Origin of the sequence: Klenkia sesuvii, from assembly GCF_037083825.1 — a bacterium.
Classification (GTDB): Bacteria; Actinomycetota; Actinomycetes; order Mycobacteriales; family Geodermatophilaceae; genus Klenkia; species Klenkia sesuvii.
Genome location: NZ_JBAPLU010000017.1, coordinates 28222 through 53997 on the forward strand (window position 1 = coordinate 28222; position 25776 = coordinate 53997).

The 25776-nt window shown below is 74.6% G+C and carries 29 protein-coding genes; 13 read left to right on the forward strand and 16 right to left on the reverse strand.

Annotation, left to right across the window (positions count from 1 at the left end; translation table 11 throughout):
• Position 1 precedes the first annotated feature (1 nt).
• Complete coding sequence (locus tag TEK04_RS15445) at positions 2 to 1573, forward strand: dihydrolipoamide acetyltransferase family protein (protein WP_336405243.1); 1572 nt, start codon at positions 2 to 4, stop codon at positions 1571 to 1573.
• Positions 1574 to 1654: 81 nt separating this feature from the next.
• On the opposite strand, the gene TEK04_RS15450 is transcribed toward TEK04_RS15445, so the two are convergent.
• The 4 genes from TEK04_RS15450 to TEK04_RS15465 all read right to left on the reverse strand — a co-directional run bounded on the left by TEK04_RS15450 (position 1655) and on the right by TEK04_RS15465 (position 5927).
• A complete protein-coding gene (locus tag TEK04_RS15450) occupies positions 1655 to 1915 on the reverse strand; it encodes an HPr family phosphocarrier protein (RefSeq protein WP_253010086.1) in 261 nt (86 codons plus the stop codon).
• An 81-nt stretch (positions 1916 to 1996) separates the two neighbouring features.
• Entirely contained in the window at positions 1997 to 4114 is a 2118-nt protein-coding gene (locus tag TEK04_RS15455) for a PTS fructose transporter subunit IIABC (RefSeq protein WP_336405244.1), read from the reverse strand.
• A 68-nt stretch (positions 4115 to 4182) separates the two neighbouring features.
• Entirely contained in the window at positions 4183 to 5157 is a 975-nt protein-coding gene (locus tag TEK04_RS15460) for a 1-phosphofructokinase family hexose kinase (RefSeq protein WP_336405245.1), read from the reverse strand.
• Positions 5154 to 5927: a DeoR/GlpR family DNA-binding transcription regulator gene (locus TEK04_RS15465; protein ID WP_336405246.1), complete on the reverse strand. Its 774-nt coding sequence runs from the start codon at positions 5925 to 5927 to the stop codon at positions 5154 to 5156. The genes TEK04_RS15460 and TEK04_RS15465 overlap by 4 nt, the downstream gene beginning before the upstream one ends.
• Before the next feature lie 172 nt (positions 5928 to 6099).
• Between TEK04_RS15465 and TEK04_RS15470 the strand changes: the two genes are divergently transcribed.
• Both TEK04_RS15470 and TEK04_RS15475 read left to right on the forward strand, forming a co-directional pair.
• Positions 6100 to 7812 (forward strand): phosphoenolpyruvate--protein phosphotransferase, encoded by a 1713-nt coding sequence (locus tag TEK04_RS15470; RefSeq protein ID WP_336405247.1) that lies wholly within the window; start codon positions 6100 to 6102, stop codon positions 7810 to 7812.
• A 218-nt stretch (positions 7813 to 8030) separates the two neighbouring features.
• A complete protein-coding gene (locus tag TEK04_RS15475) occupies positions 8031 to 8177 on the forward strand; it encodes a hypothetical protein (RefSeq protein WP_336405248.1) in 147 nt (48 codons plus the stop codon).
• Positions 8178 to 8189: 12 nt separating this feature from the next.
• Here the strand turns inward: TEK04_RS15475 and TEK04_RS15480 are convergent, their stop codons facing one another.
• Positions 8190 to 9014, reverse strand: a complete 825-nt coding sequence (locus tag TEK04_RS15480) for a tyrosine-protein phosphatase (RefSeq protein ID WP_336405249.1) — start codon at positions 9012 to 9014, stop codon at positions 8190 to 8192.
• 95 nt (positions 9015 to 9109) lie between these two features.
• Here TEK04_RS15480 and TEK04_RS15485 point away from each other — a divergent pair, with 95 nt between their 5' ends.
• The 8 genes from TEK04_RS15485 (at position 9110) to TEK04_RS15520 (ending at position 15336) form a co-directional block, all read left to right on the forward strand.
• Positions 9110 to 9628: a hypothetical protein gene (locus tag TEK04_RS15485; protein WP_336405250.1), complete on the forward strand. Its 519-nt coding sequence runs from the start codon at positions 9110 to 9112 to the stop codon at positions 9626 to 9628.
• Positions 9629 to 9781: 153 nt separating this feature from the next.
• Entirely contained in the window at positions 9782 to 10735 is a 954-nt protein-coding gene (locus tag TEK04_RS15490) for an ABC transporter ATP-binding protein (protein ID WP_336405251.1), read from the forward strand.
• On the forward strand, positions 10732 to 11541 hold the full coding sequence (locus tag TEK04_RS15495; RefSeq protein ID WP_336405252.1) for an ABC transporter permease: 810 nt from the start codon (positions 10732 to 10734) through the stop codon (positions 11539 to 11541). Before TEK04_RS15490 ends, TEK04_RS15495 begins: the two co-directional genes overlap by 4 nt.
• Positions 11542 to 11582: 41 nt before the next feature.
• Positions 11583 to 12764, forward strand: a complete 1182-nt coding sequence (locus tag TEK04_RS15500; protein WP_336405253.1) for a sensor histidine kinase — start codon at positions 11583 to 11585, stop codon at positions 12762 to 12764.
• Positions 12761 to 13366: a response regulator gene (locus tag TEK04_RS15505; RefSeq protein WP_336405254.1), complete on the forward strand. Its 606-nt coding sequence runs from the start codon at positions 12761 to 12763 to the stop codon at positions 13364 to 13366. The genes TEK04_RS15500 and TEK04_RS15505 overlap by 4 nt, the downstream gene beginning before the upstream one ends.
• 88 nt (positions 13367 to 13454) lie before the next feature.
• Entirely contained in the window at positions 13455 to 13964 is a 510-nt protein-coding gene (locus tag TEK04_RS15510) for a SigE family RNA polymerase sigma factor (protein ID WP_336405255.1), read from the forward strand.
• Positions 13964 to 14920, forward strand: a complete 957-nt coding sequence (locus tag TEK04_RS15515) for a hypothetical protein (protein WP_336405256.1) — start codon at positions 13964 to 13966, stop codon at positions 14918 to 14920. Before TEK04_RS15510 ends, TEK04_RS15515 begins: the two co-directional genes overlap by 1 nt.
• On the forward strand, positions 14917 to 15336 hold the full coding sequence (locus tag TEK04_RS15520) for a hypothetical protein (RefSeq protein ID WP_336405257.1): 420 nt from the start codon (positions 14917 to 14919) through the stop codon (positions 15334 to 15336). Before TEK04_RS15515 ends, TEK04_RS15520 begins: the two co-directional genes overlap by 4 nt.
• Before the next feature lie 99 nt (positions 15337 to 15435).
• Here the strand turns inward: TEK04_RS15520 and TEK04_RS15525 are convergent, their stop codons facing one another.
• From TEK04_RS15525 to TEK04_RS15570, 10 genes are all read right to left on the reverse strand, one after another.
• Entirely contained in the window at positions 15436 to 15600 is a 165-nt protein-coding gene (locus tag TEK04_RS15525; RefSeq protein ID WP_336405258.1) for a hypothetical protein, read from the reverse strand.
• A gap of 113 nt (positions 15601 to 15713) precedes the next feature.
• On the reverse strand, positions 15714 to 17558 hold the full coding sequence (locus TEK04_RS15530) for an acyl-CoA dehydrogenase family protein (protein ID WP_336405259.1): 1845 nt from the start codon (positions 17556 to 17558) through the stop codon (positions 15714 to 15716).
• A 111-nt stretch (positions 17559 to 17669) separates the two neighbouring features.
• Positions 17670 to 17954, reverse strand: a complete 285-nt coding sequence (locus tag TEK04_RS15535) for a lipopolysaccharide assembly protein LapA domain-containing protein (protein ID WP_336405260.1) — start codon at positions 17952 to 17954, stop codon at positions 17670 to 17672.
• A 36-nt stretch (positions 17955 to 17990) separates the two neighbouring features.
• The gene (locus TEK04_RS15540; protein WP_336405261.1) at positions 17991 to 18425 is read right to left on the reverse strand and encodes a hypothetical protein; all 435 of its coding nucleotides are present in this window, start codon (positions 18423 to 18425) and stop codon (positions 17991 to 17993) included.
• Positions 18426 to 18468: 43 nt separating this feature from the next.
• On the reverse strand, positions 18469 to 19122 hold the full coding sequence (locus TEK04_RS15545) for a TetR/AcrR family transcriptional regulator (protein WP_336405262.1): 654 nt from the start codon (positions 19120 to 19122) through the stop codon (positions 18469 to 18471).
• Between the two features lie 169 nt (positions 19123 to 19291).
• Positions 19292 to 19441, reverse strand: coding sequence for a hypothetical protein (locus tag TEK04_RS15550; protein WP_336405263.1), 150 nt, complete (start codon positions 19439 to 19441; stop codon positions 19292 to 19294).
• Between the two features lie 66 nt (positions 19442 to 19507).
• Positions 19508 to 20392 carry a metal ABC transporter permease gene (locus tag TEK04_RS15555; protein WP_336405264.1) on the reverse strand — a complete coding sequence of 295 codons (885 nt, stop codon included), beginning with the start codon at positions 20390 to 20392 and terminating at the stop codon, positions 19508 to 19510.
• Positions 20393 to 20402: 10 nt separating this feature from the next.
• The gene (locus TEK04_RS15560; RefSeq protein ID WP_336405265.1) at positions 20403 to 21188 is read right to left on the reverse strand and encodes a metal ABC transporter ATP-binding protein; all 786 of its coding nucleotides are present in this window, start codon (positions 21186 to 21188) and stop codon (positions 20403 to 20405) included.
• Positions 21185 to 22213 carry a metal ABC transporter solute-binding protein, Zn/Mn family gene (locus TEK04_RS15565; protein ID WP_336405266.1) on the reverse strand — a complete coding sequence of 343 codons (1029 nt, stop codon included), beginning with the start codon at positions 22211 to 22213 and terminating at the stop codon, positions 21185 to 21187. Before TEK04_RS15565 ends, TEK04_RS15560 begins: the two co-directional genes overlap by 4 nt.
• 79 nt (positions 22214 to 22292) lie before the next feature.
• Positions 22293 to 23303: a TIGR03617 family F420-dependent LLM class oxidoreductase gene (locus tag TEK04_RS15570; protein WP_336405267.1), complete on the reverse strand. Its 1011-nt coding sequence runs from the start codon at positions 23301 to 23303 to the stop codon at positions 22293 to 22295.
• A 205-nt stretch (positions 23304 to 23508) separates the two neighbouring features.
• Between TEK04_RS15570 and TEK04_RS15575 the strand changes: the two genes are divergently transcribed.
• Together TEK04_RS15575 and TEK04_RS15580 are read left to right on the forward strand one after the other, a co-directional pair.
• On the forward strand, positions 23509 to 24297 hold the full coding sequence (locus tag TEK04_RS15575) for a TIGR03084 family metal-binding protein (RefSeq protein ID WP_336405268.1): 789 nt from the start codon (positions 23509 to 23511) through the stop codon (positions 24295 to 24297).
• Complete coding sequence (locus tag TEK04_RS15580) at positions 24294 to 25451, forward strand: acyl-CoA dehydrogenase family protein (protein ID WP_336405269.1); 1158 nt, start codon at positions 24294 to 24296, stop codon at positions 25449 to 25451. The genes TEK04_RS15575 and TEK04_RS15580 overlap by 4 nt, the downstream gene beginning before the upstream one ends.
• A 38-nt stretch (positions 25452 to 25489) precedes the next feature.
• On the opposite strand, the gene TEK04_RS15585 is transcribed toward TEK04_RS15580, so the two are convergent.
• On the reverse strand, positions 25490 to 25702 hold the full coding sequence (locus TEK04_RS15585; RefSeq protein WP_336405270.1) for a hypothetical protein: 213 nt from the start codon (positions 25700 to 25702) through the stop codon (positions 25490 to 25492).
• Between the last annotated feature and the right edge of the window lie 74 nt (positions 25703 to 25776).

Here is a 25776-nt window from a genome sequence, read left to right on the forward strand (position 1 = left end):
CATGGCCGACCTGCGCCAGTTCACGCTGCCCGACGTCGGTGAGGGCCTCACCGAGGGCGAGATCCTGCAGTGGCTGGTCGCCGTGGGCGACACGGTGGTCACCAACCAGCCGCTGTGCGAGGTGGAGACGGCCAAGGCGGCCGTCGAGCTGCCCAGCCCGTACGCCGGCACGGTGGTCGAGCTGCTGCACGAGCCGGGGACGACGGTCGACGTCGGCGCGCCGATCATCACCATCGACCTCGGCGGGGACGGCCCGACCGCGGCAGCCGCCCCGGCCGGTGACGCCGCCGAGGACACCCCGGCCGCCGGGCTGATCGGTGGGCCCGCCCCGGGTGGCCGCACCTCGGTGCTGGTCGGCTACGGCCCGCGGACCACCGAGGCGGTGCGTCGGCCACGCCGCTCGGGTGCCGCCGTGGCCGAGCGCGCGACCGCCCCGGCCGCCGCTGGGGCCCCTTCCGGCCCGTCCGCCGTCCCCGCGCCCACCGCCCGGGCCGGCGCGTCCGTGCAGCCCGAGGCCGACTACGGCTCGGGGACCGACCGCCCGCCGCTGCTGGCCACCGCGCCCGACGCCACGTCCAAGCCGGTGCGCCACGGCGGTCTGGAGATCGGCCGGGCCGCCGAGCAGCACGCCGGCGACACCGAGGCCGCCTCCGCGGACGCCGTCGCCCCCGGCCGCCGGGCCCCCCGGCCGCTGGCCAAGCCGCCCGTGCGCAAGTACGCCAAGGACCTCGGCGTCGACCTCACCACGGTGACCGGCACCGGCCCCGGCGGGGTCATCACCCGCGCCGACGTCGACGCCGCCCGCACCGCACCGGTGGCCGACGAACCGGCGGACCCCGTCGTCCGGTTCCCGGTGGGCGACGGCGGCACCGTTGGGCGCGAGCAGCGGATCCCGATCAAGGGCGTGCGCAAGCACACCGCCGCGGCCATGGTGTCCAGCGCGTTCACCGCCCCGCACGTCACGGAGTTCCTCACCGTCGACGTCACCCGGACGATGGCGCTGCGCGGTCGCCTGGCCGCGCGGCCCGAGCTCGCCGGGCTCAAGGTGAGCCCCCTGCTGTTCGTGGCCAAGGCGCTGCTGCTCGCCGCGCGGAAGCACCCGATGGTGAACAGCTCGTGGGACGAGGCCGCGCAGGAGATCGTGGTCAAGGACTACGTGAACCTCGGCATCGCGGCCGCCACGCCGCGGGGTCTCGTCGTCCCGAACATCAAGGACGCGCAGGCGCTGTCGCTGGCCGAGCTGGCCGGGGCGCTGGCCGACCTGACCGCCACGGCGCGGGCGGGCAAGACCCCGCCGGCCGACATGTCCGGCGGCACCATCACCATCACCAACGTGGGCGTGTTCGGGGTGGACACCGGCACGCCGATCCTCAACCCCGGCGAGTCGGCGATCCTGGCCTTCGGCGCCGTGCGGGAGATGCCCTGGGTGCACAAGGGGCGGATCAGGATCCGTCAGGTGACGCAGCTGGCGCTGTCCTTCGACCACCGGATCATCGACGGCGAGTTGGGCAGCCGCTTCCTCGCCGACGTCGGCGCCGTCCTGCACGACCCGGGCGTGGCCCTCGCCCTCTGACCCGTCGTCGACGCCACGGCCCAGGGACGACGACGGCCCCCTCCCGCAGCGGGCGGGAGGGGGCCGTCCGGGCGGTGCTGATTACTCGGCGTCGAGGTCGCGCTCGACCATGCCGGCGATCTCGTCGAGGACGGCCTCGTCCTCGCTGCTGACCTCCACCTCGGCGCCCTTCTTGGCGCCCAGGGTCATGATCATGAGGGGCGAGCCGGCATCGACCGGGTTGCCGCCGGGGGTGGCGAGGGTGACCGGCTTGCCGGACTTGCTCACCGCCTCGGCGATGAGGGCGGCCGGGCGGGCGTGCAGACCGACGGCGGAACCGACGGTCACGGTCTTGCTGGGCATGAAGGTGCTCTCCTCTGCGTCGAGTGAGTGCGGGGCGCGGGCGGGATCACCGCCCGCGCCCCGGTGTCGGGGTCGATCCTGTCAGCTCTTGCTGAGCACGGCACCCGAGGTGCTGGCCGAGCCGGCCATGGCCGCCTCGGTGGCCTCGGCGGGGGCACCCTCGGGGGTCCGCCCGACGCTCTTGGCCAGCGTGACGGCGATGCCGCCGACGACCGCGCCGATGATGACCGCGACCAGGAAGAGGAAGAACTTCGTCATCGCGAAGAACACGAAGACGCCACCGTGGGGGGCGCGGAGCTCGACGTCGAACGCCGCGATCAGGGCGCCGGCGGTGGCCCCGCCCAGCATCATCGAGGGGATGACCCGCAGCGGGTCGGCCGCGGCGAACGGGATGGCGCCCTCGGAGATGAAGGACGCGCCCAGCAGCCAGGCCGCCTTGCCGTTCTCGCGCTCGGCCTGGGTGTAGAGCCGCTTGCGGATCGTGGTGGAGATCGCCATGGCGATCGGGGGGACCATCCCGGCGCCCATCACGATCGCCATGATCCGCAGCGCCGCCGGGCTGGGGTCGGCGACGCCGATGCCCGTGGTGGCGAAGACGTAGGCGGCCTTGTTGACCGGGCCGCCGAGGTCGAAGCACATCATCAGGCCGAGGATGACCCCGAGGACGATCGCCGAGGACCCGGAGAGCCCGGTGAGGAAGTCGCCCAGGCCCTCGAGGGCGATGGCCAGCGGACGGCCCAGGACCAGGGCCATGATGCCGCTGGAGATGACGGTGGCCAGCAGCGGGATGATCACGACCGGCTGCAGGCCCCGGACGCCGGCGGGCAGCTTCCAGCCGGCGATCCACTTGGCCGCGAACCCGGCGATCACACCGCCGACCAGGCCGCCGAGGAAGCCGGCACCGACGGTGAGGGAGACCGCGCCGACGACGAAGCCGGGCACGATGCCGGGGCGGTCGGCGATGGCGAAGGCGATGTAGCCGGCCAGCGCGGGGACCAGGAACCCGAAGGCGGCCTGGCCCAGCACGACGAACAGGGCGCCGAGGTAGCCGAGGAGGCCGTCGTTGAGGCCCTCGATGCCCGGGGCGACGGGCAGGTCGAACAGGTTGTTGTTCAGCAGCCAGCTCAGGCCGTAGCTCTGGCCCTCGACGTCGGGGTTGCCGTTGACGATCTGGTAGCCACCGAACAGGAAGCCCAGGGCGATCAGCAGACCGCCCGCGGCGACGAACGGGATCATGTAGCTGACCCCGGTGAGCAGCCAGCGGCGGATCTCCGAGCCTGCCCCCTGGCCGCCGGAGGACGCGGTCGACGCCTCGGCGCCCGAGCCACCGGGCACCCGGCGGGCGTTGGGGTCCTGGGCGGCGGCGAGCGCCTCCCGGATCATGGCCTCGGGCTCCTGGATGGCCCGCTTGGTGCCCGACTGGACGACCGGCTTGCCGGCGAACCGCTCGCGGTCGCGGACGCCGACGTCGACGGCGAAGACGACCGCGGCGGCCTTGCTGATCACCGAGGGGTCCAGCGGCGTGGAGCCGGAGGAGCCCTGGGTCTCCACGTGCAGCTCGACGCCCATCTCGCGGGCGGCGGCGGCCAGCTTGTCGGCGGCCATGTAGGTGTGCGCGATGCCGGTCGGGCAGGCGCTGATCGCGACCAGGGTCGGGGCGTCGGCGGCCGGGGCGGCGTGCGCACCCGCACCCGCACCGGTGGCGGCGGTGGGGGCGGCGGCGGTGGCGGGGGCCTCGGCGGCGGGGGCGGGGGAGACGACGTCCTGCACCAGGGCGACCACCTCGTCGGCGGTGGTCGCGGCGCGCAGCGAGGCGACGAACTCCGGGCGCACCAGCGCGCGGGCCAGCGACGACAGCAGGGTCAGGTGGTCGGCGTCGCCGGCCTCGGGGGCGGCGATGAGGAAGACCAGGTCGGCCGGGCCGTCGGGGGCGCCGAAGTCGGCCCCGGGGCGCAGTCGGGCGAAGGCCAGCGAGGCCTCGGTGACCGCGGCGGACCGGCAGTGCGGGATCGCGATGCCGCCGGGCAGGCCGGTGGCGACCTTGGCCTCGCGGTCCATCGCGTCGGAGTACAGGCCCTCGGCCGAGGTGGCCCGGCCGCTGCCGGCGACCAGCTCGGACAGCTGGCGGATGACGGCGGTCTTGTCGGCGCCTGGGCTGACGTCGAGCGCCACCAGGTCGGGGGTGATGAGTGCGGGCACGGACGGGCTCCTGGTCGTGGAGGTCTGGACGGCGGGAGGGGTCGCGGGGAGGGGTGGCGGGGAGGGGTTCAGTGCGACAGGGACGGTGCGGTGGCCGGGGGACCGGCGGTGACCCGGACGGCGGCGCCGTCCACCTGGGCCGGGGTGGGGACGGCGGACCCGGGGAGCGAGGCCGAGGCCGCTCCGTAGGCGACGGCGTTGCGCAGCCGGTCGGCGGGTGCGGCGCCGGCGAGGTCGGCCAGCAGGTAGCCGGCGAGGCTGCAGTCGCCGGCGCCGACGGTGCTGCGAACGGTGATCTCGGGCGGGAGCGCCGAGAACAGATCGCCGTCCGCGGTCGAGAGCAGCGCTCCGTCGGCGCCCAGGGTGAGCAGCACCTCGCGCACGCCCCGCTCGTGGAGCGTGGCGACGGCGGCCAGTGCGGCGCCGGGGTCGGCGAGGACCTCGTCCTCGCTCACCCCCGCCAGCTGGGCCAGCTCCTCGGTGTTGGGCTTGAGCAGGTCGGGCGCTGCGTCGGGGCCGGCGGCGAGCAGGGCCAGCAGGGGGGCCTCGGAGGTGTCGACGGCGATGCGTGCACCGGTGGGGCGGACCGCGCGGACGAGCTCGGCGTACCAGTCCTGCGGGGCACCCGGGGGCAGCGAACCGCACAGGGCCACCCAGCCGGCGCCGACGGCGTGCTCGGCCACCGCCGCGGCCAGCGCGGCCCGGGTGGGCTCGTCGAGGGAGGCGCCGGGCTCGTTGAGCTTGGTGGTGGTGCCGTCGGGCTCGGTGAGGGTGTAGTTGGTGCGCACCGGGGTGGCGATGGGCGTGGTGGCCAGCCGCAGGCCGAGGGCCCGCAGGGCGCGCACGATCGGGTCGTCGTCGGGGGCCGGCAGCACGGTCATCACGTCGGCGCCGGCGGCGGCGACCGCCCGCGAGACGTTGACCCCCTTGCCGCCGGGCTCGGTGCTGCTGGGCGCCAGCCGGGCCACGCTGCCCCGCTCGAGCGGCCCGGGCAGGACCAGCGTGCGGTCGAGGCTGGGGTTCGCCGTGAGGGTGACGATCATGCGGTGAGGACCTCGATCCCGTGCGATTCGATCTCGGAGACGACGTCCGGGTCGGCCTCGTCGTCGGTGATGAGGACGTCGACGTCGGCGACGCCGGCGAAGCGGACCAGGTGCTCGCGGCCGAGCTTGCTGCTGTCGGCGAGCACGACCACCCGCTGCGCGGCCTGCACCATCGCTCGCTTGGAGGCGGCCTCGGTCTCGTCGGGGGTGGTGAACCCGTGGGCCCCGGTGACGCCGTTGGCGCCGAGGAACACCACGTCGGCGCGCAGGTCGGCCAGGGCCGCCACGGTGGTCTCGCCGACGGCGGTCTGCGTGATGCCGCGGACCCGACCGCCCAGCACGTGCAGGCTGATGCCGGGGGTGGCGCACAACCGGTGGGAGATGGGCACCGAGTTGGTGACCGCCAGCAGCCGGCGACCGGGCGGCAGCACCTCGGCGAGGGCGGCCGTGGTGCTGCCGCCGTCGAGGATGAGGCTGCCGTCGGCCTCCGGCACGTAGGCGACGGCGGCCGCGGCGATGCGGCGCTTCTGCTCGGTGCGGGTGCTGCGGCGCTCGCCGAGGGCGGGCTCGAGCACGGCGAGCGCACCGGTGGGGACGGCGCCGCCGTGCACGCGGCGCAGCATGCCCGAGCGCTCGAGCAGCGCGAGGTCGCGGCGCACCGTCTCGGTGGTCACCCCGAAGCGCTCGGCGACCGCGGTGACGGCGATGCGACCGCGCTGGGCGACGAGCCCCGCGATGGCCTGCTGACGTTCTTCGGCGTACACGAGCACCCCCTCAGGAATGTAACCCACACCACGTCCGATGCCCGAACATGTTGTTTCGAGCTTGTGTTGGTGTTGTTCTACGTTGGTTGCGTTGACAAGTCAAGGGTTCGCGGTGACTCTGGTCACCAGCTCACGCGTCACCGCCGCCGCGCCGTCCTGGTCCCCGAGAAAGGTCCCGATGTCGACCACCCACCCCGACCTCACCTCCACCGACGCCGCCGGTCCCACCGTGCTCACCGGCACCCCGGTCGTCCCGGGGGTGGCGCTGGGCCCGGTGATCCGCCCGCACGGGGCGGTCCAGCTGCCCACCGAGGACGCCGAGCCCGTGGCCGAGGCCGACCGCGCCGCCGAGAAGGAACGGTTCACCACGGCCGCGGAGGTCGTGGCCGGCCGGTTGACCGACCGGGCCGCGGCCGCCAGCGGCGTCAGCGCCGCGGTGCTGCAGACCACGGCCGGGCTGGCGAAGGACCGCGGCCTGCTGTCGACGGTGGAGCAGCGCATCGACGCCGGTGCGTCGGCGCCGGTGGCCACGGTCGGCGCGGCCCAGCAGTTCGCCGAGCTGTTCACCAGCCTGGGCGGGCTCATGGCCGAGCGGGTGACCGACGTCAACGACGTCCGCGACCGCATCGTGGCCGAGCTGACCGGCCAGAGCGAGCCGGGTGTGACCAACCCCGACACCCCGTCGGTGCTGCTGGCCGACGACCTCGCCCCGGCCGACACCGCCGGGCTCGACCCCACGAAGGTGGTCGCGCTCGCCACCCGGCTGGGCGGCTCCACCAGCCACACCGCGATCATCGCCCGCCAGCTCGGGCTGCCCTGCGTCGTCGCCGTCGGCGGCCTCGACGACGTCCTCGAGGGTGCGGTGGTCCTCGTCGACGGCGAGCAAGGCACGGTCACGGTCGACCCCGACCCGGCCGACGCGCAGGTGCGGGTCGAGGCCGCCCGCGTCGCGGCCGAGGCGCTGGCCGGCTACGAGGGCCCGGCGGTGACGGCCGACGGCCACGCCGTCCAGGTGCTGGCCAACGTGCAGGACGGCGCCGGGGCGCAGGCCGCCGCGGCCGCCCACGCCGAGGGCGTGGGGCTGCTGCGCACCGAGCTGGCCTTCCTCGGGCACAGCGAGGAGCCCTCGGTCGACGAGCAGGCCAAGGGCTACGCCGCGGTCTTCGAGGCCTTCGCCGGCCGCAAGGTCGTGCTGCGCACCCTCGACGCGGGCTCGGACAAGCCGCTGGCCTTCGCCACCCCGGCCGACGAGGCGAACCCCGCCCTGGGGGTCCGCGGCCTGCGCACGACCCGGCTGAACCCGGGCATCCTGACCCGCCAGCTCGACGCCGTGGCCCAGGCCGCCCGGGCCACCGGCAGCACGCCGTGGGTGATGGCGCCGATGGTCTCCACGGTGACCGAGGCCGCCGAGTTCGCCGCGATGGTGCGCGAGCGCGGGTTGGTGCCCGGCGTGATGGTCGAGGTGCCGTCGGTGGCGCTGCTGGCCGACCGGTTCCTCGAGCACCTGGACTTCCTGTCCATCGGCACCAACGACCTGTCCCAGTACGCACTGGCCGCCGACCGGCTCTCCGGCGACCTGGCCGACCTCACCGACCCCTGGCAGCCGGCGCTGCTGCGCCTGGTGCAGCTCACCGCCGAGGCCGGGCAGCGCGCGGGCAAGCCGGTCGGGGTGTGCGGCGAGGCCGCGGCCGACCCGCTGCTGGCCTGCGTGCTGGTCGGGCTGGGCATCACGTCGCTGTCGTGTGCGGCGTCCTCGATCGCCGGGGTCGGGGCCAAGCTCGGCACGGTCACGCTGGCCACCTGTCAGCGGGCCGCCGAGGTCGCGCTGGCTGCTGACGACCCGCAGGCCGCCCGCGCCGCCGTCCGCGAGGTGCTCGACGCCGCCGCGTAGCCACCCGTCGCCACCACGGGCCCCGTCGACCACCAGGTCGGCGGGGCCCGTGTGCTGTCCGGCACATGTCCTCAGGTACATGCCGCCTTCGGGTGAACATTCGTAGATCGATGGCCGACATCACCTGTGTTCCGTTGGAACAATCCAGGCTGCGCCTGCTTTAGTACAGGTGCACCACCCACCGACCAGCACGGAGAGAAGGAACCACCATGAGCAGCGTGACCAGCACCTGGCGTCAGCGTCGTGCCGCGGCGCGGACCCGTCGGGCACTGGACAAGGCGCTCGCCCGGTCGAGCAGCCCCGCGATGCGCGACGACCTGCTGACCCTGGCCAACAGCAGCCAGTTCACCAGCGTCCTGCGCTGAGTCCCGGCCCCGTCAGGGGCGGGTGAGCTTGTCCCGCAGGGTCGTCTGCTCGTCGGGGCCGAAGCCGTGCGCGGTCAGCCAGCCGGCCGCGCCGCCGTACCGCTCGTCGAGCAGCTCGAGCACCCGGCGCATGGTCTCGGCGCGCGGGGTGTGGCTGGCGACGTCCCGGCGGGCCATGTCCTCGGCGTAGGTGGGCCGGGCGGCGAGCTTGGCCACCACGCCCTCGATGCGCTCGGCGGTCAGCGCGTAGTCGGCCACGACGTCGGAGGCCGCGACCCCGGCCACCGACAGCGCCAGGGCGCACACCACGCCCGTGCGGTCCTTGCCCGCCGCGCAGTGCACCACCGCGGCGCCGGAGGCCTCGGTGACCGCTCGCAGCGCGCCCACCACGTTGTCCGCGCCGTCGGAGAGGTAGCCCAGGTAGGCCTTGACCGACGGGCTCTCGCCCTCGTCGCCGGGGGCGGCGGTGCGGGGCAGCAGCGTCTCGACCCAGTCCTCGGGCACGTCGACGTCCGCGGCGTCGGCGTCCTCGGCGAAGACGTCGGTGTACTCGCCGACCTCGGGGATGAGCGTGAAGTGCCGGTGGTCGACGGCGGCGACCTCGCGCAGCGGGCCGCGGCCCTCCATCCGCACCTCGGCACTGGTGCGCAGGTCGACGACGGCGCTGAGCCCCAGCCGGTCGACCAGCGCCGCCACGTCGTCGGGGGTCAGCTCCTGCAGGTCGTCGCTGCGCAGCACCCGGCCGGGCACCGTCCTCCCGCCGCCGACCAAGGGCAGGCCGCCCAGGTCGCGGGTGTTGGCGGTGCCGGCGAGCGGGATCCAGCGGGCGTCGACCATGTGCCCGATCCAACCAGCCCGCCGGCCGCCGGCGTGGCCGAGGTCGGTGGCACGGGGTTACGGTTCCGGCCACTGCACGGTCCACGGGGGTCCCCATGCGTCGTACCGCTCTGCTCTGCCTGCCCGCCGCCGTGCTGCTCGCGGCCTGCAGCACGACCGTCGCCGGCCAGGCCAGCCCGGCGCAGCCGGCCGCTCCGACCAGCGACGGGCCCTCCGACGCCGACCGCGAGGCGGTGGGTGACCTCTTCGACGGCCTGTCGGCATCGACCCAGGACGGTCTCGAGGCCCACGCCGAGTACATGGCCGAGCACAACCACCCGGAGTTCTCCTACACCGCCGAGGAGTGCCTCGACGCGTTCCGGTCGGCGGGGCTGACCGACGACTACACGGCCGAGTACGAGGCCGACACCGACGCGATGGCCCCCGACGACGGGTGGACCCTCGCCGCCGACGCCGGGCGCTACGCGGGTCTGCAGCCCAGCGGCCAGGTCTTCGTGCTGCCCGTGGACGTCACCCAGTCCTTCGGCGGCACAACCGACAGCTACGCCGCCGACCTGCACGCCGCGGTCCTCGACGGGACCTTCTACCTGTTCTTCGCCTGCGACGCAGCCTGACCCCCGCAGGCGCGGGGTGACGGCGCACCCCTGACGGACCTCACGGGTCACCCGTGCGCGGGGCCTGGGAGGTCGTGAGGGATGGCACCTGCCCGGGGGCCGGGGCGCGGGCAACGTCAGGGGTGACCGAGATCGAGCCCCTGGAGGACGACGATGCAGCCCGCCACCGCCCCACCGCCCACCCGCACCGCACCGGCCGTCGAGGTGACCGACCTGCGCCGCAGCTACGGCGACTTCGAGGCCGTCCGCGGCATCTCCTTCGAGGTCCGCCCCGGCGAGGTGCTGGCCCTGCTCGGCGTCAACGGCGCCGGCAAGACCTCCGCCCTCGAGGTGCTGGAGGGCCTGGCCCCGGCCGCCGGGGGAACCGTTCGGGTGCTCGGCATGGACCCGGTGCGGGAGAGGGGCCGGGTGCGCCGTGAGCTCGGCGTGCTGCTGCAGACCAGCGGCCTGCCCGGCGACCTCACGGTCGCGGAGACCCTGCGTGCCTGGGCCGGCACGCTGTCGGACCCCCGGTCGGTCGACGAGGCGCTGGCGCAGGTCTCGCTGACCGGCCGGGCCGACGTCCGGGTGCGGGCGCTGTCCGGCGGGGAGCGGCGCCGGCTCGACCTGGCGCTGGCCCTGCTCGGGCGGCCCAGCGTGGTCGTGCTGGACGAGCCCACCACCGGCCTGGACCCCGAGTCCCGCCGGCAGGTGTGGGAGCTGGTGCAGGGCCTGGTCGCCGACGGCGCCGCCGTCCTGCTCACCACCCACCACCTGGAGGAGGCCGAGGAGCTGGCCGACCGGGTCCTCGTCATGCGGGCCGGCCAGGTCGTGCTCTCGGGCACCCAGGCCGAGATCGCCGAGACCCAGCCGGCCACCGTCCGCTTCACCCTCGACACCGGCGACCCCCGACCGCCGGTGCCCGCCGACGTGCAGGTCGTCGAGGACGGCCGCCGCGTCGAGTGGCGGACCCGTGCGCTGCAGCCGGTCCTGGCGCAGCTGCTGGCCTGGGCCGCCGAGCACGGCGTCGTGCTGCGCACCCTCGCCGCCCGGGCCGGCTCGCTGGAGCAGGCCTTCCTCGCCGTCGCCGACGGCACCCACCCGAACCTGACGGAGGAGAACCGATGACCAGCACCACCCTGTCCCGGCCCACCGGCCCCTCGCGGATCGCCCGGGTGTGGTCGCTGGCGTCGGCGGAGACCCGGTTGTTCCTCCGCAACCGGACGGCGCTGGTCAACTCCGTCGTGGTGCCGGTGCTGTTCGTGCTCGCCGTGCCCGCCCTCGGCATCGGCGGGGGCGACCTGCCCTTCGGTGGCCGGCTGCTGGTCATCGCCGTCGGCATCAGCCTGGTCATGCTGACGTACTACAACCTGGTCACCACCTACGTCGCCCGGCGCGAGGAGCTGGTGCTGCAGCGGATGCGCACCGGTGAGCTCACCGGCACCGAGGTGCAGATCGCCACCGCGGTCCCGACCGTGCTGGTCACCCTGGGCCAGATCGCGCTCATCGCCGCCGGGGTCGTCGCGATCGGCGAGTGGTCGGCACCGGTGGACGTGGTCCTGCCGCTCCTGGCCCTGGCCGGGGGCATCGTCCTGATGGTCCTGCTGGCCGCGGCGACCACCGGGTTCACCCGCACCGCGGAGTCCGCGCAGATCACCGGCCTGCCGTTCATCATCGTCTCGACCGGTCTGTCCGGGCTGTTCTACCCGCTGTCGGTGCTGCCCGAGACCCTCGGCGAGGTCGCCCGCTTCCTGCCGCTGACCCCGGTGGTGGAGCTGCTGCAGCTGGGCCTGGCGGGTCAGACCTGGCAGGGTGACGCCGTCGACGGCTCGGTCTGGGCCGCCGCCGGTGCGCCGCTGGCGATCCTGGCCGGCTGGCTGGTGCTGGGCTCCCTCGCCGCCCGGCGCGGGTTCGCCTGGGCGCCCCGCCGGTGACGGCTCGCACGATCGGACCCCGGCACGGCAGCATGGCTGCCGTGCCGGGTCTGTCGCGCTGGTGGGGCAGCCGCTCCGACACCGACCGCATCGAGATCTACACGCGCTGGTCGTTCTACGTCGCGCTGGCGGGCCTGCCGTTCCTGGTGGTCACGGTGGTCGCCTCGGAGCACCGGTCGCGGGGCGTGGGTTGGGACGTGGCCCTGGCCGCCGTGACCCTGTCCACCACGGCGGCCTGCGTCGTGCTCACCCGGGCCGGCTTCCGGCGAGGTGCCGTGCCGCGTGGTCCGCTGGCCGTCGCCGTCGTGGCGGGCGCAGCCACCGTCGCGGTCGGGCTGTTCCTCACCGTCGGCCGGGACGCGGCTGGGGACCCCTACCCGGCCGGTCCGTGGCTGGTCGGCGCCGTCGGGACGGCGGTGCTGGTCGCGCTCTCGGTCACCACCCCGTACCGGCCGCTGCTCTGGCTGTCGCTGGCCGTCGGGGTCGTCGCCGGCGGGCTGGCCGCGGTCCGGCCCGGGATGCCCGTGGTCGGGGCGGTGGTCGTCGGGATGTCCATCGCCGTGGCGGTCGGCTTCTTCCTGGGCGCCTTCCGGTTCAGCGTCTGGCTGCTGGACGTCGTCCGCGAGCAGGAGCGGGCCCGGGGCGTGCAGGCCCAGCTCGCCGTCGCCGAGGAGCGGCTGCGCTTCGCCCGCGACCTGCACGACGTCATGGGCCGCAACCTCTCGGCGATGGCGGTGAAGTCCCAGCTCGCCGAGCAGCTGGTGCGCCGGGGCAGGCCCGAGGCCGCCGACGAGGTCGCCGCGATCGGGGCGCTGGCGGGGGAGTCGTTGGCGGAGGTGCGGGAGGTGGTGCGCGGCTACCGCGCGGTCGACCTGCGCTCCGAGCTCGCTGGTGCCCGCTCGGTGCTGCGTGCCGCGGGCATCGACTGCACGGTCACCGGGGAGGACCTCGAGCTGCCCGAGGAGGCGCAGGTGGTGCTCGGCTGGGTGGTGCGCGAGGCGGTGACCAACGTGCTGCGGCACGGCAGCGGCACGTGCACCATCGCCGTGACCAGGGATCCTGCGGAGGTGGCGTTGACGGTGACCAACGACGTGCGCGGGGACGTCGGCGCGTGGGGTTCGGGGCTGACCGGCCTGGGCGAGCGGCTCGCCGCGGCCGGGGGTCGGCTCGCCGCCGTGCGGCAGGACGGCACGTTCGTGCTGGTGGGCACGGTGCCGGCGTGATCCGGCTGCTGCTGGCCGACGACGAGAACCTCATCCGGACGGCGCTGGCCACGCTGCTGGGCCTGGAGGACGACCTCGAGGTGGTCGCCCAGGCGGCCTCCGGCGACGAGGCGCTGGCGATGGCCCGGGCGCACCGGCCCGACGTCGCGGTGCTGGACCTGCAGATGCCCGACCGCGACGGCATCTCGGTGGCCGGGGACCTGGCCGACGCGTTGCCCGGCTGCGGGGTGGTGATCGTGACCGGGCACGGCCGCGCGGGGCACCTCAAGCGTGCGCTGTCGGCCGGCGTGCGCGGGTTCCTGCCCAAGACCGTGCACGCCACGGTGCTGGCCGACGTCGTCCGCACGGTGCACGGCGGCGGGCGCTACGTGGACCCCGAGCTGGCCGCCGAGGCGATCAGCGCCGGGGACTCACCGCTCACCCCGCGGGAGGCCGACGTCCTCGAGCTGGCCGCCGGGGGCGCGCCGGTCGAGGAGATCGCCGCCCGGGCGCACCTGTCGGTCGGCACGGTCCGCAACCACCTGTCCTCGGCCGCGGGCAAGCTGGGCGCCCCCAACCGGCACGCCGCCGTCGATGCCGCACGCCGCCACGGCTGGATCTGACCCTCGGGTCACGATCTGGTCACGGACGTGGAGGTGGGAGAGGGGCCGCCGCGTCTCCCTGGCTGACGGAGCGACGACGGGGGGACGGGTGCGCAGCGAGCTGGAGGAGCGGTTCGGCGCCTTCGTCCGGGAGCACGCCGACGGGTTGCTGCGCGTCGCGTACCTGATCACCGGGGACCACGGGCACGCGGAGGACGTCGTCCAGACGGCGCTGCTCAGGACGCACGACCGGTGGCGGCGGCTCGGCGAACCCGACCACGCGCTCGCCTACGCGCGACGGGTCGTGGTCACCACCGCGGCCGGTCGGGGACGCAAGCGGTCCAACCAGGAGCTCGTCGACCTGCCCGCCCGCGCCGACCAGGGTGCCGACGACGGCACCGAGCGGTTGGTCGAGCGCGAGGTCATGGCCTCTGCCCTGCGATCGCTGCCCCGCGGCATGCGGGCGGTGCTGGTGCTCCGCTACTTCGCCGACCTCTCCGAGGCCGACACGGCGGCCACCCTGGGCTGCTCGGTCGGCAACGTCCGCGCCCAGGCGGCCCGTGGCCTCGCCCGGCTTCGCGACCACGTCACCACCCTGAGCCCGACCGGGAGGTCCTGATGGACGTCGAGACCCTGCTGCGCGACAGCCTCTCCCACCAGGCGGAGGACGCCCCCCGGGCCGGCGACGACTTCTTCGACCGGGCGGTGCAGGCGCGGTCGGCTCGGCGGCGGCACCTGGCCGGCTCCGTCGGGGTGGCCGTGGTGGTGTCGGCACTGGTGGTGGGCCTGACGGTGGTCTCCCGGCAGCAGGGCACGGATGCCGCGATGTCGGCTTCGGACGCGGACGCCCGCCCGATCGGTGGGACCGCAACAGCTCCCGTCGAGGTGATGCCCGCCCCGCCGGTCGCGCAGCAGCAGGCCCAGCTGGCCCGGGACCTGGGCATCTCCGACCCGCCGGCGGTCGACGTCGTGCGGCTCGTCACGCCGATCCAGCGGGAACGGCTGGTCGCTGACTGCATGACCGCGCGTGGCTGGGACGAGGGCTTCGCGCAGGAGACCACCACGGTAGACGTGACGACCGGGTTCCTGTCGACCAGGGGGATCGTCAACGGCCCCGGTTACCCCGCGGACGAGCAGGAGCGGCACGACCGGGACACCTACACCTGCATGGCGAGCTACCCGATCGACCCGGCCTACGTCGAGGACAGCGGGGACCCCTACGTCGACAGCCCCGTCGTCGAGGCCGCCGGGCCCGGGCAGCAGCTGGCGGGGTACGACGAGCGCGCGGTCCTGCTCGACGAGGACGGGCGCGTGCGGGCGGCCTGGGTCGGCAACGACTTCCTCGCCCTGACCACCTGGGGGAGCGGTTCGTGCCCGGAGGTCCCGGTGAGCTGGACCGTCGAGGACGGGGCGCTGACGGTGACGACCGGCCCGCTGCGTCCGGACGCCGAGGTCTGCACCGAGGACTACGGCCCCTTCACCGTCGTGCTCGAGGTGCCGCGGGGCATCGACCCCGGACGGGACCTGGCCCTGACCGTCGACGGTCGGGCGCTCTCCCTGCCGGCCGCGCGGTGAGGGGCGTCCTGGTCCTGCTGCTCGTGCTGCTCGCCGGGTGCGCGGGGGAGCCGGCGGCGGTCGCGTCGTTCGTCGCCGAGGGCGCGGACGCGGACTCCTACACCTTCGAGCCGTCCACCCGAGCCGACGGGCCCGCCTTCGACCCGGCACCGGCCGTTGCCTGGGTCGACGGCGGCCGGTACCTGGGGGTCGTCACCATGGGCAGCAGTTCGTGCCCCGCGGTGCCCACCGCCGTCGAGTGGGACGGCGAGGTGCTGCGGGTCGAGCTGGGCGAGCGGTACCCGGACGCCGAGGTGTGCACGGCAGACCTGGGGCCCTACGGCGTGGTGCTCGAGGTGCCCGCCGGCCTCGACCCGGCCACGGAGACGGCGGTCGAGATCGCCGGGTCGGACGGGGTGCTGCCGGCAGCGACGTGAGCGCCCTCCCGAACCTTGACCTTGCGGATCCGCAACGCCGACGCGCCGCGCGACCGGGTGTCGGCGTTGCGGTCGTGCAAGGTCGAGGTCGAGGACGGGTCAGTGGTTGTCGGGCTCCACGACGTCGCCCGAGCGCTGGGCCTGCTCGTCGGTGGTCAGCTCGGTGTCGTCGGCACCGCGGTCGGGGGCGGTGTCCCCGGGGCGGCCGTCCACCAGGTTGGCGTCGGAGGGGGAGTCGGCCGGGTCGGTGATCGGGTCGGTCATGGGCCCGCTCCTGCCCGGCGGTCGGGTGGGTCAACCCCCGCCGCCGCCCCTTCCTCCGTGTCGTGGCGTGGAGGAAGGGGCGGCGAGGTGGGTCCACCCGGGCGGCAGCGGCCTCAGAACGCGGCTTCGGCGACGTCCATGAGGCTGTTGTCCGTGGCGTCGACGATGGCCCGCTCGGCGGTGAGCTTCGGCAGCACCTGGGTGCAGAAGAAGCGGGTGGCGGCGAGCTTGCCCTCGTAGAAGTGCCGGTCACGCTCGCTGACCTCGCCGGCCAGCGCGGCCAGGGCGACCTCGGACTGCCGGACCAGCAGCCACGCGGTGACCAGGTCGCCGGCGGCCAGCAGGAACCGCGAGGTGTTCTGCCCGACCAGGTAGGCGTTGCGCATGTCCTGCGCGGCCTGGCCCAGGTGGCCGAACATCGTGGTGAGCATGCCCTGGACGTCGGCCAGCGCGGTGGCCAGCAGCGCCCGCTCCTCCTTGAGCCGGCCGTTGCCGGCCTCGGCGTCCAGGGTCTGCTGGATCTGCGACGCCAGCCAGCCGATGGCCACCCCGCCGTCCTTGACGATCTTCCGGAAGAAGAAGTCCTGGCCCTGGATGGCGGTGGTGCCCTCGTAGAGGGTGTCGATCTTGGCGTCGCGCACGTACTGCTCGATGGGGTAGTCCTGCAGGAAGCCCGACCCGCCCAGGGTCTGCAGCGACTCGGCGGCCAGCAGCTGCGAGGCCCGCTCGGAGCCGTAGCCCTTCACGATCGGCAGCAGGAGGTCGTTGACCTTGGCGGCCAGCTGCGCCTCCTCGCTGTCCGCGGTGCCGGCGGCCTCGGCCTCCATCACCTGGTCGCGGAAGGTCGCGGTGTACAGGTACAGCGCCCGCATGCCCTCGACGTGCGCCTTCTGCAGCATCAGCGACCGGCGCACGTCGGGGTGGTGGGTGATGGTGACCCGCGGTGCGTCCTTCGACGTCGCGGTCATGTCCGCGCCCTGGACGCGGGACTTCGCGTAGTCCAGCGCCACCCGGTAGCCGGCCGAGAGCGTGCCGATGGCCTTGGTGCCCACGAACATGCGTGCGTGCTCGATGATCCGGAACATCTGGGCGATGCCCTCGTGCACCTCGCCGACCAGCGTGCCCACGGCCGGCACCGAACCGTCGCCGAAGGTCAGCTCGCAGGTGGTGGAGACCTTGAGACCCATCTTCTTCTCGACGCCGGTGACGTAGGCGCCGTTGCGCTCGCCCAGCTCGCCGGTCTCGAGGTCGACGTGGAACTTGGGGACGACGAACAACGACAGGCCCTTGGTGCCCGGGCCGTGGCCCTCGGGGCGGGCCAGCACCAGGTGGACGATGTTCTCGCTCATGTCGTGCTCGGCGGAGGTGATGAACCGCTTCACCCCGTGGATGTGCCACGTGCCGTCGGCCTGCTGCACCGCGCGGGTGCGGCCGGAGCCGACGTCGGAGCCGGCGTCGGGCTCGGTGAGCACCATCGTGGCGCCCCAGCCCTTCTCGATCATCAGCTCGGCCAGCCGCTTCTGGTCCGGCGTGCCGAGCTCGTGCAGCACGGTGGCGAAGGAGGGACCCGAGCCGTACATGAACACGGCCGGGTTGGCGCCCAGGATCATCTCGTAGGCGGCCCACCGCATGCTCGGGGGAGCACCGAACCCGCCCAGCTCCTCGGGCAGGTCGAGGCGGAACCACTCGCCGTCGTTGATCGCCTTGATCGACTTCTTGAACGACTCGGGCATGGTCACCGAGTGGGTGGCCGGGTCGAAGACCGGCGGGTTGCGGTCGGCGTCGACGAAGCTCTCGGCCAGCGGCCCCTCGGCCAGCCGGCGGACCTCGTCGAGCACCCCGCGGGCGGTCTCGGCGTCCATCTGGGCGAACGGCCCGGCGCCGAACCGGTCCTTGGTGGACTGGAACTCCAAGAGGTTGAACTCGAGGTCCCGCAGGTCGGCGGTGTAGTGGCCCATGTGCGTGCTCCCGCTGCGTGTGTCGTCGCGGGCGGGAGCCGGTGCTACCCGCCGGTAACAAACCCTATTACTGGCGGGTAACAAGCGGCAAGGGTGACTCGCCCAGGCGGGTCAGCGCCCCCGGCGACGGGCCCGGATCGACAGCAGCGCCACGATCAGCGCGCCGAGCACGGCGGCGGCCAGCAGCGCCACGACGAGCGGCAGGTCGACCACGCCGAACACCAGCGAGACCCGCACGGTCTGGGTGTTGAACACGACGAACAGCACCAGCACGACGGTGACGACGACGAGCAGGACGCCGTTCAGCGTGCGGCCGACGCTGCTCCCGCGCCGCTTCGTCCCCGGCGGCGCCGCGGGCGGGGGAGTGGGGTCGCCGACGGGGTGCGAGGAGGTCATCCCGGAACGGTAGGGCGCACGGGGTCCGCCCGCAGGTCAGGACGGCGGCTGCTCGTCCAGGGCCGGGCCGGCGTCCTGGCGGGGGGCGCCGGGCGTGCGCTCGCGCTGCTTCATGCGGGCCTCGAGCACGTGCCGGTCACCGCCGGCGAGCTCCTCGCGGGCCCGGGCGTCGAAGGCGCGGAACGTCGTCCAGTAGCCGGCGTCGTAGTCCTCGACGACCTGGAAGGTCCAGCGGTCGGCGACCACGTTGCGGCCCACCAGGTCGCGCTCGAGGTCGTCGGCCAGCGCGGTGGCCCCGGCGTCGCGGAATGTCTGCACCGCCTCGCCGAGCAGGATGTCTGCCTTGCCGGAGAGCTGGTGGAAGGCGTAGAGGAAGCCGCGGGCCTGCTCGACGGTCTCCAGTGCCTCGGAGAGCGTGCCGAGTGCCTCGACGGTGGTGTCGTCGAGGTCGGGGCGGGATCGGTCGGTCACGGACCCCCGGTGCCCGGCCCGGACGGCTCCGAACCGTCCGGATCTACGCGCCGCCGACCGCGGCGTCGACCAGCCGCTCGGCGAGCCGCCGGCCGTGGCTGGCCGGGCCGTCGGGGCCCAGCAGGCCACCCGAGAGCTGCATGCCGTCGATGATGAGGTGCAGCTGGGCGGCCAGGTCGTCGCCGCGACCGGGCACGAGCTCGTCGGCCAGGTGCACCAGCCGCATGTGCAGCTCGTACTTGTAGTCCGCGGCTGCCGAGCGGGCCGGGTGCTGGGGGTCGTCGTACTCGCTGCTGACGTTGGTGAAGGGGCAACCGCGGAAGCCGGTGCGGGTGACGTCCCTCTCGACCACGTCGACGACGGTGAGCAGGGCGCCGCGCGGGTCGCCGGCGAACCGGCCCAGCTCGGCGTCGATGAAGCCCAGCAGGGTGGCGGCCTTGCGCGAGAGGTAGGCGCCGACCAGGTCGTCCTTGCTCTTGAACAGCCGGTAGACCGTCATCTTGCCCAGGCCGGTCTCGCGCACCAGCTCGTCCATGCCGACGCTGCGCGAGCTGCGCCCGGAGAACAACCGCTCAGCGGTGTCCAGCACGATGGCCTGGCGCTCGGCGCGGCTGCGGCGCACCGGCAGGGGGGCGGCCAGCGGGTCGACCGACCCGAGGTCGTCGGTGGCGTCGGAGTAGGAGATGGCGGCGGTCACGTCAGCGATGGTGCACGTCGCCGTGACGGAGCGGTTCGCGGCACGCCGGTGTGTCGGGGCGACAACTCAGCGTCATACGTACTGGTGAGCCGCCCGTGTTCGGGGTGGCGACTGGGACCGGTGTGACTGGCCGGTCACGGTCGGCGGGTCGCCTGCCGACGGTTCGGGGTCAGGTGCGGCGGACCCGCCGCGGGTTGGCGAGCAGTCGTACGACGGGGGCGGCGGGGGTGTCGTCGGGCTCACCGGGGGCCTCGGCGTGCGCCTCGACGTGGCCGGCGGGGGTGCTGCCGCTGCACTGCGGCTCGGTGCGGTCGCTCATCAGCGAAGGATGCACCCGGTGACCGCCCGCTGACCAGTGGAGGCGGCTCGGAGCCGTCCGCCGGGGTCAGCGCGTGTGCTCGGGCACCGCGGGCACGCGGTCGTGCCCCCCGTGGGTCGGGGTGGGCAGGCGACGGCCACGGTCGCGGGTGGCCAGCAGGACGACGACCCAGACGAGCACGGCCACGCTGGTCACGAAGAAGCTGGGCGGCAGGTTGACCATCGCCGAGAGCACCAAGCCGACCCACACGGAGGACATCGCGAAGGCGACGGCCAACGCCGCCACGGCGCCCGGGCGGGCGGTCAGGCGCAGGGCGGCCGCAGCCGGGGTGACCACGAGCGCGAACAGCAGCAGGGTGCCCACGACCTGCACCGCCATGGTGACGGTGAGGGCCAGCAGCACGATGAAGGCGACGCCCAGGGCGCGCACCGGCACACCGCGGGCCTCGGCCACGGCCGGGTCGACGGAGGCGAACACCAGCGGGCGGGCGATGACCGCGAGCGCGGCGACGACGAGCAGGGTGAACCCGCCGAACAGCCAGAGCTGGTCGACGCTGATGGCCAGCAGGTTGCCGAAGAGCACGTTGGTCGTGGTCGAGGCGTTCGCGGTGGCCAGCGACGCGAAGAGCACGCCGAGCCCGGTGCTGAACGCCAGGATGCTGCCGGTGGCGATCTCGCGCTCGGCCACCCGCTTGCCGAACAGGCCGATGAGCAGGCCGCCGCCGACGCAGAACACGGCCAGGCCGAGGGTCACCGGGGCGCCCACCAGGATGGCGCCGGTGGCCCCGGGGAAGCCGATGTGGGCCAGGGCGTGCGCGGCGAAGGCGTTCTGCCGGGTGATGACGAAGTAGCCCATCAGCCCCGCGGTGACCGCCACCAGGCTGCCGCCGACGAGGGCGTGCTGCATGAAGGTGGTCTGCAGGATCTGGAACCAGTTGTCCTGGAAGCGCATCGGGGGCCTCTCAGCCGCTGCGGGTGAACAGGTCACCCTGCGCCGTGCGGACGACGCGGACGCGGGTGCCGTAGAGGTGGGTGAGCAGCTCCTCGGTCACGACCTCGCCGATGACGTCGTGGTGGGGGTGCCCGTCGAGCAGGTAGACGGCATCGGTGAGCACCGGGAGCAGCGGGTTGAGGTCGTGCGCCACGACCATGATGGTCACCGCCCGCTCGCGGCGGAGCTCGCCGAGCAGGCTGACGACCTCGTGGGAGTTGCGCAGGTCGAGGTTGGCCAGCGGCTCGTCGAGCAGCAGCAGGTCGGCGTCGTCCACGATGGCTTGGGCGATGGCGACCCGCTGCTGCTGCCCGCCGGACAGCTGGCTCATCCGCCGGTCGGCGTAGTCGGCGGCACCGACCCGGCGGAGGGCGTCGTCGACCCGGGCGCGCTCGTCGGGTCCGGGTCGACGGGTGCCGAAGCGGTGGCCGGTCAGCCCGAGCATCACCAGGTCGCGGGCCCGCACGGCCTCGCCCAGGGCCGCGGTGTAGTTCTGCGGCACGTAGCCGATGCGCCGGTTGCCGCGCCGAGGCGGGGCGCCGAGCACCTCGATGCGCCCGGTGGCCGCCGGCAGCAGGCCGAGCGCGAGCTGGAACAGCGTGGTCTTGCCGGCCCCGTTGGGGCCGATGACGCCGACGACGGCGCCGGCGGGGACGGTGAGCGTGCCCTCGTCCCAGACGGTGCGTCCCCCGCGGACGACGGAGACCCCGTCCAGCGCGAGGGCCGGCGGGGTCTCCTGGTGGTGGGGTGCGGTCACTGCCCCCCACCGAGGGCGTCGGCGAGGGACTGCAGCTGCGTCAGCTGCCAGTCGACGAAGGAGTCCTCACCGTCGGGGACGGACTCGGTGACGTCGACCACGGGCACGCCCGCGGATTCTGCCGCAGCCCGCAGCTGCTCGGGGACGCTGCCCTCGGTCTGGGTGTTGTAGACCAGCACGTCGATGCTGCCGTCGGCCAACGCGGCCTCGAAGGCGGCGATGTCGGACGGCGCCGGGTCGCTCTCGTTGCTGGCCGCGTCGCGGTAGCCCTCGGGGGTGGCGTCGGTGAGCCCGATGGCCGCGGCGGTGTAGTCGAAGACGGTCTCGGTCGCCGCGTACGTCCTGCCCGCGGCCAGGCCCTCGAGGGTCGTGAGCTCGTCGTCGTAGGGCTGCACGGCCTCGGTGAAGGCCTGGGCCCGCTCGTCGAAGTAGTCGGCCGCGTCGGGCGAGAGCGTCGAGAGCTCGGCGGTGATGGCCTGGGCGGTCTCCTGGACGTACTCGGGGGAGTACCACAGGTGCGGGTTGACCCCGCCGTGGGAGTGCCCCTCGTGGTCGTGGTCCTCGTCGGCGTGCTCGTCCTCGGCGTGCTCCTCGTCGGCGTGCTCCTCGCCCTCGGCGTGCTCCTCGGTCTCGACCCCGGCCACCTCGGCGGCGTCGACCACGGCGGGCTCGGGGTCGAGGTTGGCCACGGCGTCGGAGGCCCAGTGGTCGTAGTCGGCCCCGTTGACGACCACGAGGTCGGCGCCCTCGAAGGACGCGATGTCACCGGTGGTGGGCTCGTAGTCGTGCGGGTCGAGGGCGGTGGAGTTGATGATCGTGGTGACGTTCGCGCAGTCGCCCGCGAGCTGCTGCACGATGTCGCCCCACTGGTTGACCGAGACGACGACGTCGAGCACGTCGCCGGGGCAGTTGGCGCTGTCGGCCTCGCTGGTGGCGGTCTGGTTGGCGGCGTCGCCGCCACCGCAGGCGGCCAGGGCGAGGGACGAGGCGGCCAGCACGGCCAGGAGGGTGGGACGGCGGGACACAGCGGCACTCCAACGACTCGATGACAATGGTTGTCGGAACCAATGTCACCACAGGGCCCGCGCCGCCGTCCAGCCGGGGTCAGGTGAGCGCTGCCACCGTCGGGTCCAGGACGTCGAGCGGCACCCCGGTGCCCGGGTAGACGCTGAACCGGTCGACCAGGCCGTCGAAGCGGCTCAGCAGCGCCGGGCCGACCCCGGCGGGTTCGGCGACGACGGCGAACGTGCCCAGCACCTCGTCGTCCACGAGGTCGGCCATCGCCTGCCACTTGTCCTCGCGGCGCGAGGTGGACAGCGCGTGCAGCTCGTCGCCCAGGGCCCCCCAGCCGTGCAGCTCCAGCACCGGCCGGTAGGCCGGGGTCGAGCCGTAGAAGGCGATCTGCCCCCGGACGGCGGCGGCGGCCCGCGCGCGCTCGGCGTCGTCGCGCCCGGTCACGACGAAACCGGGCAGGCTGACCTGCACCTGGGCCCGGGTGCGGCCGGCGGTGGCGAGCCCCTCCTGGAGGGCCGGCAGGGTGCGCTCGCGCAGGTAGCGCTCGGTGGTGAACGAGTGCGCCAGCAGCCCGTCGGCCACCTCGCCGGCCAGCCGGGTCATCAGCGGGCCGACCGCGGCCAGGTGCACCGGGGGTGGGCCCCACTCGTGCCGGGCCGGGGTGAACATCGGCGTCATGAGGGTGTGCCGGTAGTGCTCGCCGCGGAAGCGCAGCGGGACGCCGTCGGTCCAGCTCGCCCAGATGGCCCGCAGGGCGCCGACGTACTCCCGCATGCGGGCGGCCGGCGCCGACCACGGCATGGAGAACCGGCGCTCGACGTGCGCCTGGATCTGGGTGCCCAGGCCGAGCACGAACCGGCCGCGGCTGTACCGCTGCAGGTCGTAGCCGGTGTAGGCCAGCGTCATCGGCGAGCGGGCGAAGGCGACCGCGATGGCCGAGCCCACCGACACTCGCGAGGTGCCCAGCGCAGCGGCGTGCAGCACGAGGAACGGGTCCTGGGCGACCTCCGAGGCCCAGACGCCGGCGTAGCCGCGCTCCTCGAGCTCGCGGGCGGTCGTCGCCGGGTCGTCGGTGCCGGTGAGCGAGGCGTCCAGCAGCATCAGGGGTGGCTCGTCGCGCCGTCGGCGGTGCTGCGTGGGCGCACGGTGGGTTCCTCCGATGCGTGGCGGTGGTCGGCACCGGGATCCTCGGCGGCCGCCCGGTCCGGGGTCAACCCGGACCGCGCGGGCACCTTGACGGCGCCGCGGCCGCACCGCAGGCTGGCCCCGCGGTCAGCGCTGACCGGTCCGGTGCCGAGGGGGTCGCGTGTCGTTGCTGGACGGTCTGCTGACCGATCTCGGGGCCGAGGCGGCCGCCCTCGACGACGTCGTCAGCGGGCTGGACGCCGCCGGGTGGGCGGCCCCCACGCCCGCGACCGGGTGGTCGATCGCGCACCAGGTCGCCCACCTGGCCTGGACCGACGAGGTCGCCGTGCTGGCCGCCACCGACCCGGTCGCCTTCCGTGCGGTGCCCGACACCGACGGGGTGGTCGACGAGGCAGCCGCCGCCGGGGCCGCCGTCCCGCCCGCGGAGCTGCTCGAGCGCTGGCGGGCCGCGCGCGCCGCCCTGACCGCCGCCCTGGCCGGGGTCGCGCCGGGGGAGAAGCTGCCCTGGTACGGCCCGCCGATGAGCGCGGCGTCCATGGCCACGGCCCGGCTGATGGAGACCTGGGCGCACGGCGTCGACGTCACCGACGCCCTCGGCCTGCCGCCCAGCGCCACCGACCGGCTGCGCGCGGTCGCCCACCTCGGCGTCGTGACCCGCGGGTTCGCCTTCGGCCAGCACGGGCTGCCGGCGCCGGCCGACGACGTCCGGGTGGAGCTGACCGCGCCCTCCGGCGACGTCTGGACCTGGGGTGGCCCCGACGCCGCCGACCGGGTCACCGGGCCGGCCCTGGACTTCTGCCTGCGCGCCACCCAGCGCCGTCCGCGCGCCGCCCTGGACCTGCGGGCCCGGGGGCCGGTGGCCGAGCGGTGGCTGGCGGTCGCCCAGGCCTTCGCCGGTCCGCCCGGGCCCGGCAGCGAGGGCGCCGCCCCGCAGGAGGGGACCAGATGACGTTGGACTTCGACGAGGGCGACGAGCTGCGCGACCTGCGGGCTGCGGTGGCCCGGCTCGGGCAGAAGTACGGACAGGAGTACTTCCTGCGGCTGGCCCGCAGCGACGGCCGGCCCGACGACCTGTGGGCCGAGGCAGGCCGGGCCGGGTTCCTCGGCGTCAACCTGCCCGAGGAGTTCGGCGGTGGCGGCGGGGGACTGGTCGAGCTGACGATCGTGCTGGAGGAGCTGGGGGCGGCGGGCTGCCCGCTGCTGCTGATGGTGGTCAGCCCGGCCATCTGCGGCACCATCATCGCCCGGTTCGGCACGGCCGACCAGAAGCAGCGCTGGCTGCCGGGCATCGCCGACGGCACCACGACCATGGCCTTCGCCATCACCGAACCCGACGCCGGTTTCAACAGCCACGAGATCACCACCACCGCCCGCCGGGACGGCGACGGGTGGGTGCTGTCGGGCCGCAAGGTGTGGATCAGCGGGGTCGACCAGGCCGACGCGCTCCTGGTGGTGGGCAAGCTGGCCGACACCGGCAGGGGCACGCTGCGGCCGGCGCTGTTCGTCGTCCCCGCCGACGCGCCCGGGCTCGAGGCGCACCCGATCCCGATGGACATCGTCTCGCCGGAGCGGCAGTTCTCCCTGTTCCTGGACGACGTGCGGCTACCCGGCGATGCCCTGGTCGGGCACCCCGACCAGGGCATCGCGCAGCTGTTCGCCGGCCTGAACCCGGAGCGGGTGATGGCGGCGTCCTACTCCAACGGCGTGGCGCGGCTGGCGATGGCCAAGGCGACCGCCTACGCCCGGGAGCGGCAGGTGTGGGGCCAGCCGATCGGGGCCCACCAGGGCCTGGCCCACCCGCTGGCGGCCTGCCAGATCGAGATCGAGGTGGCCCGGCTGATGACGCAGAAGGCGGCCTGGCTGATCGACCACGGCCACGACGCCGGGACGGCGGCCAACAGCGCCAAGTACGCCGCGGCGGAGGCCGCCGTGCACGCGGTGGACCAGGCCATCCAGACCCACGGCGGCAACGGCCTCTCGCAGGAGTACGGGGTGGCGGCCCTGCTGGCCATGAGCCGGGTCTCGCGGATCGCGCCGGTCAGCCGGGAGATGATCCTGAGCTTCGTGGCCCAGCACGACCTGCAGCTGCCGCGCTCCTACTAGGTGCCGGCCTGCGCGTTCCCGGCCTGCGCGTTCCCGGCCTACGCGCCGGTGACACGGTTCTCGGGGTCGAGACCGGCCTCGGCGTCGGCTTCGACCTCGTCGGCGACGTGGTCGTCGCCGTCGTCGGCGCTGCCCGCGGTCCCGCCCTCGGCGGGCTGCTGGGGGTGGGGGGTGCGCCCGGCGGTGTCGGTGGACCCGGTGTCGGCGCCCTCGGCGGGGTCCTCGGCGTGGGTCGGGTTCGTCTCGGTCATGGGTCGTGCCGTGCCCGCCGGATGCGCCGGCCAACCATGGCCGGGCCGCGGTCCCACGCCGTCCCCCTGCGCGG